Below are 17,009 nucleotides of genomic sequence, written 5' to 3'. Positions count from 1 at the left end.
AATGCAATATCTGAGACTTTACACCCTATTTTTTCTGATGATTCCTTTGTTGATTTTCGCGGAGGACGGAAGTCAGCTATGGCTTCGATTTCCTGCAAAAAACGGAATATCGGCAGATCAAATTATTTCTAAAGGCAGCAGTCCAACCCTGAATATTGCCAGAAAAGAACTAAGCAGTCACTGGCAGGGACAAATGGTGGAGCTTCATACAGAAAATAAAGACAAAAATCTGAAAGACGGTTACAGGATTGTTTCCACCCCTGAAAAAATTGTTATTTCTGCGGGCAAAGAAATAGGACTGTTGTATGGAGTCTATCATATTTTGCGATTACAGCAGACAAAAGCCGATCTGTCTCACTTAAACACTATTGAAAAACCTTCATATGATGTACGGATTCTCAATCATTGGGATAATCTGGACGGAAGTATAGAAAGAGGCTATGCCGGAAGATCACTATGGAAATGGGAAGATCTGCCCGGAAAAATTTCTCCCCGCTACGAAGAATACGCGAGAGCAAATGCTTCTGTAGGAATCAATTCCGTTGTTTTGAATAATGTGAATGCATCGCCTAATATGCTTAGGGAAGATTATCTTAAGAAAGTCAAAGTTCTGGCCGATATTTTCAGACCTTATGGCATTAAGGTATATCTTTCCGTGAATTTTTCTTCACCTAAAGTGTTGGGCGGATTACAAAATTCAGATCCATTGAATAAGGATGTACAAAAGTGGTGGAAAGATAAAGCTGCTGAAATTTATAAGTTAATTCCCGATTTTGGCGGATTTTTGGTGAAAGCCAATTCCGAAGGGCAACCGGGACCTCAGGATTACGGAAGAACGCATGCAGACGGAGCCAATATGATGGCTGATGCCCTGAAACCTTACAACGGGATCGTCATGTGGAGAGCCTTTGTCTACAGTCCGAGCAAAGACGACAGAGCCAAACAGGCTTATCTGGAATTTGTTCCTCTGGATGGTAAATTCAGGGATAACGTAATTATTCAGATCAAAAACGGACCTGTTGATTTCCAGCCCCGCGAAGCTTTTAATCCGCTTTTCGGAGCATTAAGAAAAACTTCTGAAATGGTAGAGTTTCAGATCACCCAGGAATATCTGGGCTTTTCAAATCATCTGGTTTTTCTGGCTCCATTATTCAAGGAAACATTGGATAGCGACACCTATTCTGACGGCCAGGGTTCTACGATTGCTAAAATAACAGACGGTACTTTAAGACCCGCAAAAATTTCAGCGATTTCAGCCGTTGCCAATATCGGGGAAGATACCAACTGGACCGGGCATCATTTTGCACAGGCCAACTGGTATGCATTTGGCAGATTAGCATGGAATCATCAGCTGAGTTCAGAGCAGATTGCTGATGAATGGATTAAAATGACCTTCACAGACGATCATAACTTCCTGAATCCGGTAAAAGAAATGATGCTTTCTTCCAGAGAAACCGCTGTGGATTACATGATGCCATTAGGATTACACCATATCTTTGCGGGAGGACATCATTACGGGCCTGAACCATGGGGAGATTATAAAGGCGGAAGACCGGATTGGTCACCTGTCTACTACCATCAGGCTGATGCCCAGGGATTGGGTTTTAACAGAACAAAAACGGGAAGCAATGCGGTTTCACAGTATTTTCCACCATTGAATGAAAGATACGGGAATATCTCAACCTGCCCGGAAAATCTTATTCTCTGGTTTCACCATGTTCCGTGGGATTATACAATGAAAGACGGAAAAACGCTGTGGGATGAACTGTGTTATACCTATGATTCAGGAGTGAAAAAGGTTAGGGATTATCAGAAAACATGGGATAGGATGGAATCTTATATAGATGAGCAGAGGTTTGCCGATGTTCAGTCAAAGCTCAAAATTCAGTCCAGAGACGCGGTATGGTGGAAAGATGCCTGCCTGTTGTACTTCCAGACTTTTTCCAAAAAGCCCATTCCTTATGACATTGAGCGTCCTGTTCATGAGCTGGAAGATCTGAAGAAAATTAAATTGGATATGACGCATCACAATTAAAAAAAGAGGCAGTTCTCATTTCCGATCCGGAAAAAGAGGCTGCCTCAAACGATAACTGTAAGTAAAAATTTAATCCAAAATAATTTTGGAATGATATGAAATCGATCCGGAAATACAGCTGTTTAACGGAGAGAAATCATCTTGTTAAAAACATTTCCGTTTTCCTCAACCTGGATGATATATTGATCCGCTGTTTTGGGATCAAGGTCAAAAGTGATATCCACTTTGCCGTCAGCGTATTTTCTGCTGGATGTGTAATAATTTGTATTGGAAAGGTCATATACTGAAATGGTTACAGGTCCTTTTACATCAGACATATGCAGCTTTGCTATATGGTCCGAAACAGTATATTCAGGCTTATTTACAGTGCTTATGGGTGTTTTTTCCACTTCTATTACATGATCAGCATTGATTTTTATCTGGTATTTTTCTATCTTCATTTCCGATTCTGCTACCAGATAATAAATTCCCGGTGCAAAACCCTGTAAATCATAAGTCTTTACTACATGGTCTCCGTCCGCAAGATTTTCAGAGAATAACTCGTCATGTGTGCTGTTATAAACAAAAACAGATACACTTTTAGCATTTGACAGCTCAAAGTTCAAAGTTCTGGCTTGCATGTTTCCAAAGGAAAGGGAAAAATCTCTGTCCTTACTCATTACATTTGCGGAAAACAATAAGGATCCTGCAAACAATACGGCTTTTAATAATGTGTTCATGGGTTAAGGCTTTTAGGATTGGATATTGCAAAGCTATGGCAGCAACAGTTCACAGGCTATAATTAAATTTTCACATTTATGTGTTATATTAACCATGTTTAATATAATTAGTGAGATATTTGTTAATTTTGAATATAAAACTATTCATTTAGGCCTATGAAACATGTAAACCCTTCTTTTGAAGCGATAAGACCCACTATAGGAAGCAGTTTTACCAGCCTGAAATTTCTGACGAATGAAAATATAAAATCACATGTCTGGCATTACCATCCTGAAATTGAACTGATTTTTGTCTGTAAAGGTTCCGGGAAAAGGCAGATCGGAAGCAGTATCTCTTATTTTTCAGATGGTGATCTTGTCCTTATTGGAAGCAATCTCCCGCATTGTGGACTGACCAATGAAAGTACGCATAATGAGTATGAAATGGTTATTCAGTTTAAACCTGATTTTTTAGGCGAACCTATCTGGAATATACCGGAAATGCAAAGAATTTCCGCATTGCTTGAAAAAGCAAAGGCAGGAATAGTATTTGGAGAAGAGGTGAAGAAAATAATCGGGAAAAAGATTGCTGGGATGCATGAAGCTTCTTCTTTGGACAGGCTGTGCAGATTTCTGAACATATTGGATGAATTGTCTGCTACTCAGGATTACAGGATCTTAAATGCAGGAAAATATTATCTTCAGACCCAGGTTGAAGACAATGAAAGAATCAATCTTATCTTCAATTACGTTAAAGATCACTTCAAAGAAGCCATAACACTTGAAGAAGTGGCTGATCTAGCCCATATGAAAATACCGTCTTTTTGTCGTTACTTTAAAAAGATTACCAATAAAACCTTTACACAATTTGTTAACGAATACAGAATTACCCATGCCCTTAAACTTCTGGCAGAACAGCCTTTAAGTATTACAGAAGTCTGCTTTGAATCAGGCTTTAATAATTTCAGCTATTTTAATAAAACTTTCAAGGACTATATTCAAAAAAGTCCTTCTCAATACAGGAAAGAGTTTAATTTTTTCATGGAATGATTTTAGAAGATCTGAAAAAGTTACCTCCGCATTATGAATTATTAAAATATAAGTGTAAATTTAACACTTATAAATAATAAATAATCTATGAAATTTTTTATTGATACCGCTAACCTGGCCATGATAGAGGAAGCTAGTGCCCTGGGAGTTCTGGACGGGGTAACCACCAATCCGTCGTTGATGGCAAAAGAAGGTATTTCCGGAAAACAGAATATCCATAATCATTACCTTGAAATCTGTAAAATTGCCGATGGAGATATCAGTGCTGAAGTACTCGGGATTACTTTTGAGGAAATGATTAAAGAAGGCGAGGAGCTTGCCGCTTTACATCCAAGGATTGTGGTAAAAGTTCCGATGACTAAAGACGGAGTCAAAGCTATTAAGTACTTTTCTGAAAAAGGAATAAAAACCAATTGTACTCTTGTTTTCTCAGCCGGACAGGCACTTTTGGCAGCCAAAGCAGGCGCCATGTATGTTTCCCCGTTTCTGGGAAGGCTGGATGATGTTTCTACAGACGGTCTCCAACTGATCTCAGACATCAGACTGATTTATGATAATTATGCTTTTCAGACACAGATACTGGCTGCTTCAGTCCGACATAGCATGCATATTATCAATTGTGCAAAGATTGGTGCTGATGTGGTGACATGTCCTTTGGCTCCTATACTTTCTCTCCTTAAGCATCCGCTGACAGATTCAGGGTTAGACCAGTTTATCAAGGATTCACAAAAAATGAAATAAGATTGAACAGCTCTGTTCTCAGAAAAGATTGATATGCATGAACAGTTAATTAATTCAACAATAAAAAAGTTTAAGTCCGAATTCAAAGCAGAACCGGAACATATTTTTCTTTCCCCGGGAAGAATTAATATTATCGGTGAGCATGTAGACTATAGCGATGGCTTTGTATTGCCTGCCGCCATAGATAAATACATCTGTTTTGCTGTCCGTAAACGCCCTCAGACAAACTTTTGTACCATCATAGCCAAAGATCTCGGAGAAGAATATGCATTTGATGTCACGATGAAGATAAAACCGGTGCAACAGATGTGGATGAACTATATTCTGGGCGTTTTCAGTCAGTTGCAGAAACCGGAGAACGTGTTTTGTGGTATGGAAATTGTCTTCAGCAGTACCATCCCGATGGGAGCCGGGCTTTCTTCATCAGCAGCGCTTGAATGTGGGTTTGCCTATATTCTCAATGAACTTTTTGATCTTCAGCTGTCAAAAAAAGAGATTGCAGTGATCGGACAAAAATCAGAACATTCTTTTGCGGGGGTTCAATGCGGAATTATGGATCAGTTTGCCTCTGTTTTCGGAAAGAAGGATAAAGTGATTATGCTCGACTGTCATTCCCTGGAGCATCAATATTTTGATGCAGACCTTAAAGGATACAGCCTGTTGCTTTTTGACAGCTGTGTAAAGCATAGTCATATGACATCCGGTTATAATGAAAGGCATAAAGATGTTGAACACGGTAAAAAAGTTTTGTGGAAAAACTTCCCGGAAACTGAAAAATTCAGGGATTTTACATTGGCAATGCTTGATTGTGTAAAAGAAGAAATGGGGAGTATTTCATATAAAAGATGCCTTTATCTTCTAAAAGAAATCCATAGAGTGGAAATGGCGGCAAAAGCTATTTCAGAAGGAAATATTGAATACCTGGGAACACTTCTCACAGAAACCCATGCCGGGCTTTCGACAGAATTTGAAGTAAGCTGTAATGAACTTGATTTTTTAGTGGAAACTACCTTACAGTGTGAAGGAGTATTGGGAGCAAGAATCATGGGAGGCGGTTTCGGAGGTTGCAGCATCAATCTGATTCAGGAGGATAAAGTTGAAGAAGTCATTAAAGCCATCAGTGAAAAATATCTGGAACATTTTAATATTCAGATGAAAGTTTATCAAGCTAAAATTTCCGAAGGGATAAAAGAATACACCAATGAATACATCATTTGATCCTAAAAAACACCCCCACAGAAGATATAATCCTCTATTGGACGAATGGGTACTGGTTTCTCCACAACGGGCAAACCGGCCTTGGCAGGGGCAGAGGGAGAGAACAGCAGAGGAAGATCGTCCTGCTTACGATCCGGATTGCTATCTGTGTTCAGGAAATATAAGAGCTAATGGAAACCGGAATCCAGAGTACAAAGGAACCTATGTTTTTAATAATGATTTCGGAGCATTGCTGAACAAAGAAGTTGATTTTTCTGAGGAATATTCCGGATTTTATACACTCCTTCCGGAACGGGGAATCAACAGAGTGGTCTGCTTTTCTGAAGATCACAGCCTTACCTTACCGGAAATGTCTGTGGAACAGGTAAAAAATGTGGTGGATGTATGGCAGGAGCAGTTCAATGAATTGGCGGTCCTGGATCATATCAATTATATTCAGATTTTTGAAAATAAAGGAAGCATTATGGGATGCAGCAATCCTCACCCGCATGGGCAGATATGGGCACAGTCGTCAATTCCGGGCATGGTTCAGAAAACCCAGAATCAGTTGAAATCTTATTTTGAAAAAAATAAAAGAACATTACTGCAAGACTATCTTCAACAGGAAATCAAGGCTGGAGAACGTATGGTCACAGAAAACGAACATTTTGCAGCATTGGTACCGTTTTGGGCATCATGGCCTTATGAAACGATGATTATCAGTAAGCAGAAAAGAGAAAATATTGCTGCTTTTTCCGAGGATGAAAAAAAATCTTTCGCAGCTATCCTCAAGAACCTGACTACGATGTATGATAACCTTTTTGAAACATCATTTCCTTATTCAGCGGGAATACATCAATCACCTACAGATGGAAAGGAACATCCGGAATGGCATTTTCATATGCATTTTTATCCCCCGTTGCTCAGAAGTGCGGAGATTAAAAAGTTTATGGTAGGATATGAAATGCTGGCAGAGCCTCAGCGCGACATTACCCCGGAGCAAAGTACAGCCATATTAAGAAGTCTTCCCACCATTCATTACAAGAAAAAATAATAAATCAATATCTTTGAAAAAGAATATGGAACAGATTAAATTAATTGTGACGGACATGGATGGAACATTTCTTAATTCCAGCCACGAAATGAGTCCCGAGTTTTCGGATGTTTACCAAGAACTGAAAAAAAGGAATATTCTTTTTGTACCTGCAAGCGGCAGACAGATGCCGGGCATTACCCATTATTTCGGAGATATAGAAAGTGAGATTGGCTTTATTGCTGAAAACGGAGGCTATGTCATCTATAAAGATCAGGAACTTTTTGCCGATACACTGGAGTACAAATATATTGTTGAGATTATTAAAGCTGTTCGCGAAATACCAGGAGCTAAAGCTGTATTGTCAGCTAAAAAAATGGCTTATTATGAAACCGAAGATCAGCAGTTTGTAGATTTTTTCTCAAAATACTATACCGAAAACATGAAAAAAGATGACCTTACGGAAAAAATTGATGATACAGCCTTTAAAATTGCGGTTTATCATCCCGAAGGTTCTGAAAAACATCTGTATCCGGCTCTTAAAAGATTTGAAGAATTCGGGCTGGAAGTGGTGGTTTCCGGTGAGTACTGGCTGGATGTTATGAATAAGGATATCAATAAAGGAAATGCTCTGAAAATCCTTCAGAAATCTTTGGGTATCTCACCTGAAAATACAATGGCTTTCGGAGATTATATGAATGATATAGAAATGCTGAAAAATGCCAAATACTCGTATGCCATGAAAAATGCCCATCCGAATGTGAAGGAGGTGGCCAACTTTGAGGCCTGTACCAATGACAGTTTTGGCGTTTTGAAAACAATTAAGGATTACCTGCATTTGAACTGATGCGCTGCCATAAAAACTATAACCCATACAAATATGAACAAATCAACCGGAAGAAAACCTGCTAAACCCTGCTATGAGCATATTGGCGGTAAATTAGGACAGCTTCTGCTGGAACAATTTGTGGAAAAAGGCTGGATTGCCAGGGATAATCCTGCAGACCGGCAATATTACATTACTGATAAAGGAATAGAAGAATTTACAAAACTCGGTCTTGACCTTTCGAAAATAAAAACAGAATAAGGATCAATAGAATATTATATTGGCTTTGCTACTGTTGTTTGGAGAGTTCTAAGGTAAATCTCATATCGCAGCTGGGCCGTCCGGAAATAGCCATTTACTGTGGATTGCCATTTTAAATGTTATAATTGATGGTCAATTTATCAATTTCTGTAGGAAAATGATGTTATTTAAGTTTTTTAAGTGCTCCGTAGGAGTACGCTGTTCATAGAACTTGATACATGATCTAAGGTGAGCTCCGTAGGAGCGGCCTGATAATTATGGCTCTTACAATATATTTCGGCCCAATTATTTTCCAATACCGGTTTTTTGCTTCTATGAACGGTCTTCCCAACGAATATCTTTTATATCATTACGAATATGCATTGGAGCAAAAGTTTATTTCCAGGCTTAAATTTAATTTATATATTGTGCTCCCGTTTTACATAAGTTTAAAAATCAAAAAAAAGTAAAACGATAACTAAAAAAATAATATTAACCCTGAATTAAAGAGTATATTTTTAAAAGATATCTTAAGTTGAGGGGATTAGTCAAATAAAAACCATGAAAACCAAATTATACTTATGCCTGTTAATGGCAGCAGTAAGTTCTGTTACAGTATCTGCACAGAAAATGTCTCTGGCAGATCAATTCATAAGCTATTTCAACAACTATCAGAAGAAGGAATTGGCGATGATGACAACACCTGATTTTAAATTCAAAAATGAATCCTCAGATGAGATTTTAAACAGGTATGATTTTTTTACCTATTATTTTGATGATTCCGAAACGTTGCTTTCCAAATATAAGATCATTAAAAAAACGACACAAAATGACAAAAGCTATTATGTGGTAGAAGAACAGTCACAGTTTTTTAAATTGCTTGACGTTAAATTTCCGAAATGGAATATGACCATCACCACAGTAGAAGGAGAAGTAGATGAAGTTGCGTTTACGCCAACAGAGGGCTATGATGCTTATATGAAGGAACTGAAATCCAAGACAGAGAAATTTGATGCCTGGATGGCTGAGCATTATCCAAAGGTGGATTTGGAAGAATTAACAGATCCGTTCCCGATTCTGGAATATCTGAATAAATATGTTAAATCCAAAGGTATCCCTTTATCCAGCTTGCAGAAATATGATGAATCTACCGGTATCCCGGAAATTTTAACAGATAAAGATTCAAAAGCTGAGGGCATGGACTGTGTGCATCAGCATAAATTTACAGAAGCTGAAAGAACCTCTTTTTATCCTTTCAATAAAGCTAAAAAAATATTGTTAATCTCCTTTACGGATAAAGATAAAGAATTATCGTATTATGCTGAAACTCCCAGAATAACCGATTTGTCAATCGCTCAATCGTCTAAACAGCTTAATAAAGTCGATATTAGCAGATTAACTGATATCTTCTATAATTATGGGTATAAAAAACTGGAAATGATAGTCAATGAGAAATTAGACTGCCCCGAATTTAAAAATGCAATCGTTTTTCTAGATGAGAACGATAAACCTTTTGAATACATAGCTCTGTCTTTTGATTGCGGTCAGATTGAGTTCAGTTCCCGGAAAATGAATTATGGTCAGGAATGCAATAGCAAAAGAGAATTCCTGAGAGTGTTTTTTGTTTCCAAAGGAGTTGATATATTTCCGCAAAAACCTGCAAAACCATGAAAAAATATATTATTCTTACCACATTTTTAGCCGGATTGCCGGTATTGGCCCAACAGAAACCAGCTTCTAAAAATAAAACTGTCTTCTCCCGGATCAATACCGGAGCGCCAAAACCCGGAATTCCGGATGCGGCAATTAAAGAATATCCTGTTTATTTTAAAGGATTCTGGGTCATCATATTTGATGAGGCGACCGATGAACTGGGTAATCACATGCTTATTGGACGAATTAAAGTTTTGGAAAAGGATGCCAAAAAAAGATCTCCGTTCATCAATAAAGCAATTGATTTTTCAGATACCTCTGATGATGACAGATATGTAGTGATTTCAACCGATAAAAATTATAAACCCATAAAAATCAGTTCCACTTTTTCACCACAGGCAATCAGCTATAATGCGGAGCTTAAAAAATTCATCGTTGGAAGTAATACGTATGGCTTTAAGGATTCAAAGGATCTTTTTGTCCACGGATGGCAGCCTATGATTACAGTTCTGGATCTTGAACAGTACGGCACCACGTATGCTATTAAAAACGATTATTCCTGCTATCTGAAAGATCTGATTTTTGAAAAAGATAAAATTCATGTATTAGTGGCTTCTGAAGAAATCAGAGATTATCAGAAGCTTGAAGTGATCACGGTTGACCTGAATAAATTTCATGATGATAAAGAAGAATTTTTCCCAAAAGTTCTGGACCAGATTTCCCACGTCATTTCGGTGAATCACGATAAGGGCAGAATAGATATATCAGGGATTTCAAAGGTGGGGCCAGATTACTATTTCGCTGCCTCTGGCCTGAACCATTTTGATATGATATATAAAACATATATTTATAAGTTTGATGGCAGAACCCTTGAAGAGCAGACAGCATTTAAATACTTTAATGATCGTATGTATATGGATGCGAAGCTGGTAAAATATAATGGATTCTATATTGATTCCTCAAATAATCCTGTTTTTTTAACCCAGAGAATTGGGTATAAAAAAATGGATCTGACGAAAACAAATGCCGGTTTTGATATTAAAAAAAACATTAAAATTAAATTGTTTGATTATATAGAATCGGCAAAAATGGCGGTGTTTACTAACGGTAATATCGTAGTGCTCTCACTAAATGAAAACAATCGCTGGGAGTATTATGTTTATAATTCTGATCTGGAACTTACTAAAAAAATCAGCTCAAATCTCTCAGAAAATTATTATCCGGGAAAATTAAAAATACCGGATGAGCATACAGTGGAATGTTTCTTTTATGATACAAAGAAATCAAACGGTGCTATGGTGCAGTATGTTGATATAGAATAACTTAAATATAATCCAAAAAGTCAGAATAGCGAAGGAATTTACTTAATATTTAAAAACAATTACAATGTCATCACTCTACGAAGTTGGTGTTATAAAACGCCAGGAATCAAAAATCCAAATCAGTGTTCAGGTTATTCATCCTGACAGCAATTACATTCATGCTTCGCCGGGATTCGCATTAATGCTGCTTTACCGTAACGTTAATAACGATTCTCCTATAAAAAAAGAAGTTGATTTTGATGATACCCTTGATGAATCATGGATGAGGGAAAACGCACGGGCTTTTATTCAGTCGGTGGATCTGAAAATGGGGAAGCCCAACAAAAGAGGATGGAAGAATGGAGTTTTGGATATCACCGTAACACATCCTGCATGGCTGGAGCACCTGAAAGATATGAATTATTGGGATTCGGCGGCATTTGATCCGGCACGGGAATACGATGCCTGTGAACCCAGATTTCCAGTTCAGGACGAAACTCCTGTTGTTGCTTCAGACTTGGCTTCAAAAGAAGGTTTTATGCCTATCTGGAAGTATATGATACCGGATTACCTGCTCAATACTCCGAAAGATATTTTGTGGTTTCCCGCATTGGGCGAGAAATATTATAAGGATTCCGATACGGTGATTACCGATCTGTCTGACGAAAATCTGCAAAAGTGGGAGGGAACCCTTGTGAGAACAGAAAAGTCGTTTGGGATTTTATACCGGCGTGAAACGGACTGGGGGATCGTAAAATGTGGTAGTGGCAGTATGGGGTCTTCTTATATTGATGGCAAAATGACCCAAATGGTTTTGAATCCGAAGAAAAAGGATGCCTATGCCAGCTCTCCTGAATCTATTTTGAGATGGAGCAGTCCCGTAGTGTATGAAACAGTAATCAATGGCGATACTATTTCTTTCAAACTGATGATCATGAGTGAAGATGATGACCGTATATTTCTGGAAACAAAAATGAGTGTGCTGAAGTTTATGCTAAAACGATTGGAATCCTTTTCCGGTAAGGAGTACGAGATAGAGGGACCTTTGTTTGAAAAACTAAATGCCATTATAAAAGAAAAAGACATTAGGGATACCCATACACTCTACCTCAGACACAGGGAGATCGCCGAACAGTTCATCGTGAGCTCAAAAATAGAAAAAATAAGGGATGTACCTTATCCGGACTTTTACCCATTGAGCAATGAAGAAATTATAGATCTCTATTCTTTTGAAAAATGGCCTGCTTATGAAATAACGGTTAAAGTAACCGATGCGAAATGGCTGGAGCAATATCCTTTAGAGCCGTTTTCTTACATCTTTAGTGAATACGATTAATAATAACCAAAACCTAACAAAGAAAAATAAACATGGAAAAAGCAGAAAAATTATCAGGCGGCCAGCTTAAAGAAGTAAAAGAAATTCTTGCCAATACCGCAGTAGGAGAATTAACAGAAGGTGAAGACTTTGCTGATTTAGCCTATACAAAAGTGGAATTCGGATATATTTATCTGAGAGAAGGTCACTATGAATCATTATTCAAAATGGTAACAGACAGGAAGACCGTTTTTTTTGCAGCACAGCGTGGAAGCCTTATGCGTTTGCAGGATGCATTTACAGAAGCACAGTTCGAGGGAACGGTTGAGCAAATGAAGGCATTTCATGGAGACTGGCTATAAAAATTAAAGAATAAATGTTTTAAACTAATAATAAAATTATGGAAAACAATCATTTAAACTCAGAAGAAGCACAGAATACGTTGGCAGAAATTTCTGAAAAACTGCAGCCTTTACTGGTTGAAGGACGGGAGTATTTTACAGAAATTACAAAAACAAAATATGGAAGTACGGGAGGAACGGTGAAATTTCGCGAAAATGGTATTGTATACAATAGTAACAGTTCCGATGAAATCGAAGAACATTTGGATAAAATTGAGGAAACAAGACCGCATTCACTGATTGATTTCTTTCCTACTCATTCCAAAGTGAGATTCACGTTCAAAAAAGGAGAGTCTATTGTGGCAGAAGAATATACTGTTGCCATGTATCTGGAAGATATTAAATACAGCATTGAAAACGAATCTTACCGGGACGAAAAAACAGTCAAAAGTGAAATGCTGGCCCGTTTTAGCCAGGAAGCAGATGAATTGGGAATGTTTATCGACTCCACTGTGTATTATGATGATTCTACGATGCGTTCTTTGGATTTTATGAGGAACAGTAAAGATTTAGAATCCATCTATCATCTTGTCGGAGGTATGGAAGCCTTTTATTTCAGGTATGAAAACGGAAAAATAGAAGCACAATCTATTCCTGCATTCGAAGAACATGGATTGAGCCTGCTCGCCATTGATCATATTGAAGTAGAACCGGAATACAGAAAGCGGCAGGATGCCTTTAAGGAAGGCGTACGGTTGCGTCACGATTTTTTCCGTTCACTGGGAACCTTAGACGATCGTATCATTTATCTGCGTGTCGGTGGTTTCAGGGATTATTCCTGGCCTGAAAACAGCACGGTACATAATTCCTGTAAAATGCGTGTCATTCATACTCCGGAAACAACTATTTTGGTAACAGATGGTTTATCGGATATTTATACTTCGTCACGTGATGATGCAAATCTGCAGTATAACGGTATCGGAGCTGAATTTTATATGGAATTCTACGGAGACATTCCTTTCGAAGTAATGCATAAGCATTTTGCTATGGCTTTGATCAACAGTACTTCTCAGGTAGCCTTAGGCCATGGAGATATCAAAAACCTGATGCTTGCACACCAATATTTTACCGTTGAATTTATGGAAGATAACATTGAGTTGTGGGTAAACCGCGAGAACAATGAAAACCATAACCTCAGAAGCTTTTTAACGCCAGGAAGATTCTTAAAAGATGGCAGTCTGGGAATAATGCTGGGAATGGAATCCAAATTGGTTCCGCAAAAAGTGCAGCTTAGCCTGGAAGAAATTTTAATGATTTCCATCAAACCTTTTGATGCTAAATGGCTGAAAAGAACAAAACTCAGAAGTAAAGATAACGACATCGTCAATGCAGCAAAAGGAGAAATTATTCAGGGATGGAAAGATAATGGAGAAATGAATCTGGTTCCGTTGACTTACCAGCCGGAATATACCCAGACCGCGCCGGAAGCCCAGGGAATGGTTCTTACCCCTTTGTTTCCTTTTTAACAACAATTAGATTATACCAGGCCCATTCTGATTTTCCGGAGTGGGCTTTATGACGGATTTAAGAAAAAAATTACAGCTATGGAATATCAGATGAATGAAGAGCTTGAAAAGAAAATTGCTGAGGTTTTAATTTCAGTAAAAGAACAGGAAGAACGGAAACTGTCTGATACTTTTGACTTCCTGAAGGAGTTGAAGTATGAAACAAAGCTTTCTCCCAACATCATCAGCCAGATGACTGAAGCCATAAAGTATGGCCTGAGCCGGGATTACAGTCTATTCAAACCTTACTGGTCGATCTACATTCTGATCGGAAAACTGGCTCCCTTACACTCTGGAGAAATTGCTTCCATTCAGGACGAAATCACCAATTACCTGAATGATGATATTGTGGAGTACGAAGATTTTACGTCCGCCTTATATTTTTTCAGTAAAGCATGGGGAGATCTGGAACCGGGCTGGACCGCTAAAAACAAAGCTGCTATTATCAGAAATCTTATTGAGATCATTGAAGACGAATATGAATCGGATGGAAGCTTTGACGCATTTGTTGCCGATGATGTTTTGCGTGCCCTGATCATTATCGGAAAGGATGATCCCAAAGCCCAGGAAACCATACAATGGGTGGAGAAAGTTCTGGAAGAAGATAATCAGTATGACGATGAAGAGGATGAAGATTAAAAAACACGGATAAATATTTTCCTGAACGATCTATGGTACTCGCCGGAACAGTCCTTATATTTATTATTGATTATGCCTTATGGAATTTAGAATTTTTAAGCAGCCGTTTTTCTGACGAAGTATTTGAAACGATACATACCTCTGGAGGAAGACTTTTAGGAAGGATATTGGGGCTTTTATCCATTGGCTTGTTTTATGGGCTTATTTTTATCATAATGGGCAGGAAACACTTTTTTGAACAGACATTGCAGGAATACAGAGAAATGTCTCTTCAGCAGAAAGCCGACGCGGCACAAAAAGGAAAATACCTGATACTAATCCCGTTTGTATTGGCCCTGCTGCCGTTATTTTATAGTATACTTTTTATATTAGACTGATTGGAAATGAAAGAAAATGATCAAATAAATACACCATTGGAAACAGAACAGGAAATTAAAAAAATAGAAGAGATTCTGGGCATCACGCCAGGCGAAGACCATGAAAAATCAGATTGCCTGACAGTATTAAAGCTTAAGGATGTAACCATTGATGATTTCTCCGGATTTTTGCCCTATCTCAGCAATGTAAGAAAAGTAGATCTCACCAACTGTATTATTCCCAGTTTTTCAGAATTATTAAAACTGGAGCATTGCAGTTATTTTTATCTTGATAATGTAACATTCAGAAATAATGGCGGCAATATCATAAGAGACTTTCCACACGATGTCCGGTTTTCCAATATGAGCTTTGATGCCTGTTGTCTGAATGGTATGCAGGCATCGGAATCAACAAAGATATTCAGGCATCTTTTCATTAAAAACTGTCATATTGATAATATTCAGGAACTGAGCAATATCGGAGGACTGTATTCTTTAGAATTAGACAAAATAACCTTCACCTGTCATTCAAAAAAAATAAAAGAGAAATCTATCAGCATGATCGATGTTTACAACTCGCAGTTTGATGATATTTCTTTTATACCCTTTAAAAAATCGGTAAGAAATATTAATTTTAAAAACTGCAGGATAGGAAGTTTTAAAGGGATTTCGGGATTTGAGAAGCTTAAAGAAATAGAGATAGACAGCGATACCACAGTTGAAGATACAGAGGGACAGGAAAATCCTTTTAATAAAGAAATGATCTGCAGTTTGGTGAAGGGGGAAAAACCATTTAGCTTAAAAAATATCCTGTCTCTAAGAAATTATATTAATGAATTACATTTTACCAGTTTTAAAGAAAAAACGATTGATGATCTGGGGAAATTTGAAAAGGTAACCAGCCTGTCATTGGGCAAATCCATATTGTATGTGGATGCTTTTTTACCTATTGCCAGACAAATCAGAAGAATAGAACTCAGAGACTCTGTCATCAAAAAACATACTTATTTCAAACACTTTCCTAATCTGACAGGTTTTGAATTAGCATGTTTTGAAAAAGAAAATGCAGATGTCCGGAACTTTTTAAAACTGTTTCCTCTGAAAAAGCAGCTGAAAGAACTGGTGTTTTATGAAAGAGATGAATTACGGAATAGGCTGAAAACCTATCCGGTCGGACAGTTTAAAGCCCTGGAATCTTTAAAAATCGGTTTTGAAGTTTCAGCGAAGACCGTTGAATCCATTCTGACTTTAAAAAAGCTCAAAAGGCTGTATGTAAGTATTAAAAAGACAAAACAGACTTTCGATATAGGAAGGTTAAAAAAGCTCGAATTTTTAAGGCTTATTTTAGCGGATATCTCAACGAAAGTACGTTTCACCGGATTTGAGCATCTGAAACGCTTACAGTCGCTTGGGATCGTCAGTGACAGAAAATTTGATCTTAAAACACTTCCAGAAATAAAATCTTTAAAAAGACTGAGTGCTTCTGGCTATGATTGTCATATTAAAGGGATGGATCGATTTCCTAATTTGGAATTTCTGAAACTTCACGGAGCAATGAAACTGGAGCTGAAAACCTTGAAAAAGCTGAAAGTTCTGGATCTTCAGAATAGTGAAATTAAAGATTTTTCTTCGTTCGAAATACAGCCTTCCCTTGAAAAATTAGATTTGTCAGGCCTTCAGGGAAAAATTAATTTAGAAAGGATATCGAAATTCCCCAATCTGAAATGGCTGACACTCTTGGAAAGTTATGAAGTAGACGATATTTCCGGATTGGAACCGTTAAAAAAACTGGAACGTCTTGATTTATACAAAACAAAAGTGACAGACATAAGGGTATTGAACACTTTACCGGATTTAAAGGAAGTCAATATAGCAGTGGATAATTATAATGAATTAAATTTAGAATCGCAGCTGGACCGTCCGGAAATAGCCATTTACAGTGGATTACCCTTGCGTAATTTATGGATTTGGGAAAAGGATGAATTCGGGATCTGACATTTTAAACCATTAAGCCTGTTC

The 17,009-nt window shown here is 37.7% G+C and carries 16 protein-coding genes; 15 read left to right on the top strand and 1 reads right to left on the bottom strand.

The features are described 5' to 3' along the window. Position 1 precedes the first annotated feature (1 nt). Positions 2 to 2,035 (top strand): alpha-glucuronidase, encoded by a 2,034-nt coding sequence (locus AOB46_RS00430; RefSeq protein ID WP_062696084.1) that lies wholly within the window; start codon positions 2 to 4, stop codon positions 2,033 to 2,035. A gap of 122 nt (positions 2,036 to 2,157) precedes the next feature. On the opposite strand, the gene AOB46_RS00425 is transcribed toward AOB46_RS00430, so the two are convergent. Further along, positions 2,158 to 2,754: a hypothetical protein gene (locus tag AOB46_RS00425; RefSeq protein WP_062696083.1), complete on the bottom strand. Its 597-nt coding sequence runs from the start codon at positions 2,752 to 2,754 to the stop codon at positions 2,158 to 2,160. Positions 2,755 to 2,910: 156 nt separating this feature from the next. On the opposite strand from AOB46_RS00425, the gene AOB46_RS00420 reads away from it, so the two are divergent. The 14 genes from AOB46_RS00420 (at position 2,911) to AOB46_RS00355 (ending at position 16,985) form a co-directional block, all read left to right on the top strand. Then, a complete protein-coding gene (locus tag AOB46_RS00420) occupies positions 2,911 to 3,783 on the top strand; it encodes an AraC family transcriptional regulator (RefSeq protein WP_062696082.1) in 873 nt (290 codons plus the stop codon). An 87-nt stretch (positions 3,784 to 3,870) separates the two neighbouring features. Continuing rightward, on the top strand, positions 3,871 to 4,524 hold the full coding sequence (fsa, locus tag AOB46_RS00415) for a fructose-6-phosphate aldolase (protein ID WP_062696081.1): 654 nt from the start codon (positions 3,871 to 3,873) through the stop codon (positions 4,522 to 4,524). A 33-nt stretch (positions 4,525 to 4,557) separates the two neighbouring features. Then, the gene (gene galK, locus AOB46_RS00410; RefSeq protein ID WP_062696080.1) at positions 4,558 to 5,742 is read left to right on the top strand and encodes a galactokinase; all 1,185 of its coding nucleotides are present in this window, start codon (positions 4,558 to 4,560) and stop codon (positions 5,740 to 5,742) included. Next, positions 5,726 to 6,775 (top strand): UDP-glucose--hexose-1-phosphate uridylyltransferase, encoded by a 1,050-nt coding sequence (locus tag AOB46_RS00405; RefSeq protein ID WP_062696079.1) that lies wholly within the window; start codon positions 5,726 to 5,728, stop codon positions 6,773 to 6,775. Before galK ends, AOB46_RS00405 begins: the two co-directional genes overlap by 17 nt. Positions 6,776 to 6,788: 13 nt before the next feature. Further along, positions 6,789 to 7,601 carry an HAD family hydrolase gene (locus AOB46_RS00400; RefSeq protein ID WP_241489138.1) on the top strand — a complete coding sequence of 271 codons (813 nt, stop codon included), beginning with the start codon at positions 6,789 to 6,791 and terminating at the stop codon, positions 7,599 to 7,601. A gap of 33 nt (positions 7,602 to 7,634) precedes the next feature. Next, entirely contained in the window at positions 7,635 to 7,841 is a 207-nt protein-coding gene (locus tag AOB46_RS00395; protein WP_062696077.1) for a hypothetical protein, read from the top strand. Between the two features lie 540 nt (positions 7,842 to 8,381). Beyond that, positions 8,382 to 9,491, top strand: coding sequence for a hypothetical protein (locus AOB46_RS00390; protein ID WP_062696076.1), 1,110 nt, complete (start codon positions 8,382 to 8,384; stop codon positions 9,489 to 9,491). Continuing rightward, positions 9,488 to 10,795 carry a hypothetical protein gene (locus AOB46_RS00385; protein WP_062696075.1) on the top strand — a complete coding sequence of 436 codons (1,308 nt, stop codon included), beginning with the start codon at positions 9,488 to 9,490 and terminating at the stop codon, positions 10,793 to 10,795. The genes AOB46_RS00390 and AOB46_RS00385 overlap by 4 nt, the downstream gene beginning before the upstream one ends. Before the next feature lie 64 nt (positions 10,796 to 10,859). Next, entirely contained in the window at positions 10,860 to 12,110 is a 1,251-nt protein-coding gene (locus AOB46_RS00380; RefSeq protein WP_062696074.1) for a hypothetical protein, read from the top strand. A gap of 32 nt (positions 12,111 to 12,142) precedes the next feature. Next, the gene (locus tag AOB46_RS00375) at positions 12,143 to 12,451 is read left to right on the top strand and encodes a hypothetical protein (protein ID WP_062696073.1); all 309 of its coding nucleotides are present in this window, start codon (positions 12,143 to 12,145) and stop codon (positions 12,449 to 12,451) included. Positions 12,452 to 12,489: 38 nt separating this feature from the next. Further along, positions 12,490 to 13,956, top strand: coding sequence for a hypothetical protein (locus AOB46_RS00370; protein WP_062696072.1), 1,467 nt, complete (start codon positions 12,490 to 12,492; stop codon positions 13,954 to 13,956). A gap of 78 nt (positions 13,957 to 14,034) precedes the next feature. Next, the gene (locus AOB46_RS00365) at positions 14,035 to 14,634 is read left to right on the top strand and encodes a hypothetical protein (protein WP_062696071.1); all 600 of its coding nucleotides are present in this window, start codon (positions 14,035 to 14,037) and stop codon (positions 14,632 to 14,634) included. A gap of 32 nt (positions 14,635 to 14,666) precedes the next feature. Further along, positions 14,667 to 15,011: a hypothetical protein gene (locus AOB46_RS00360; RefSeq protein ID WP_062696070.1), complete on the top strand. Its 345-nt coding sequence runs from the start codon at positions 14,667 to 14,669 to the stop codon at positions 15,009 to 15,011. Positions 15,012 to 15,017: 6 nt separating this feature from the next. Then, the gene (locus tag AOB46_RS00355; protein WP_062696069.1) at positions 15,018 to 16,985 is read left to right on the top strand and encodes a right-handed parallel beta-helix repeat-containing protein; all 1,968 of its coding nucleotides are present in this window, start codon (positions 15,018 to 15,020) and stop codon (positions 16,983 to 16,985) included. The last annotated feature ends 24 nt before the right edge of the window (positions 16,986 to 17,009 follow it).

It is taken from the genome of Chryseobacterium indologenes (assembly GCF_001295265.1).
Taxonomy (GTDB): Bacteria; Bacteroidota; Bacteroidia; order Flavobacteriales; family Weeksellaceae; genus Chryseobacterium; species Chryseobacterium indologenes_A.
This window is presented reverse-complemented; position numbering and strand designations above follow the sequence as displayed.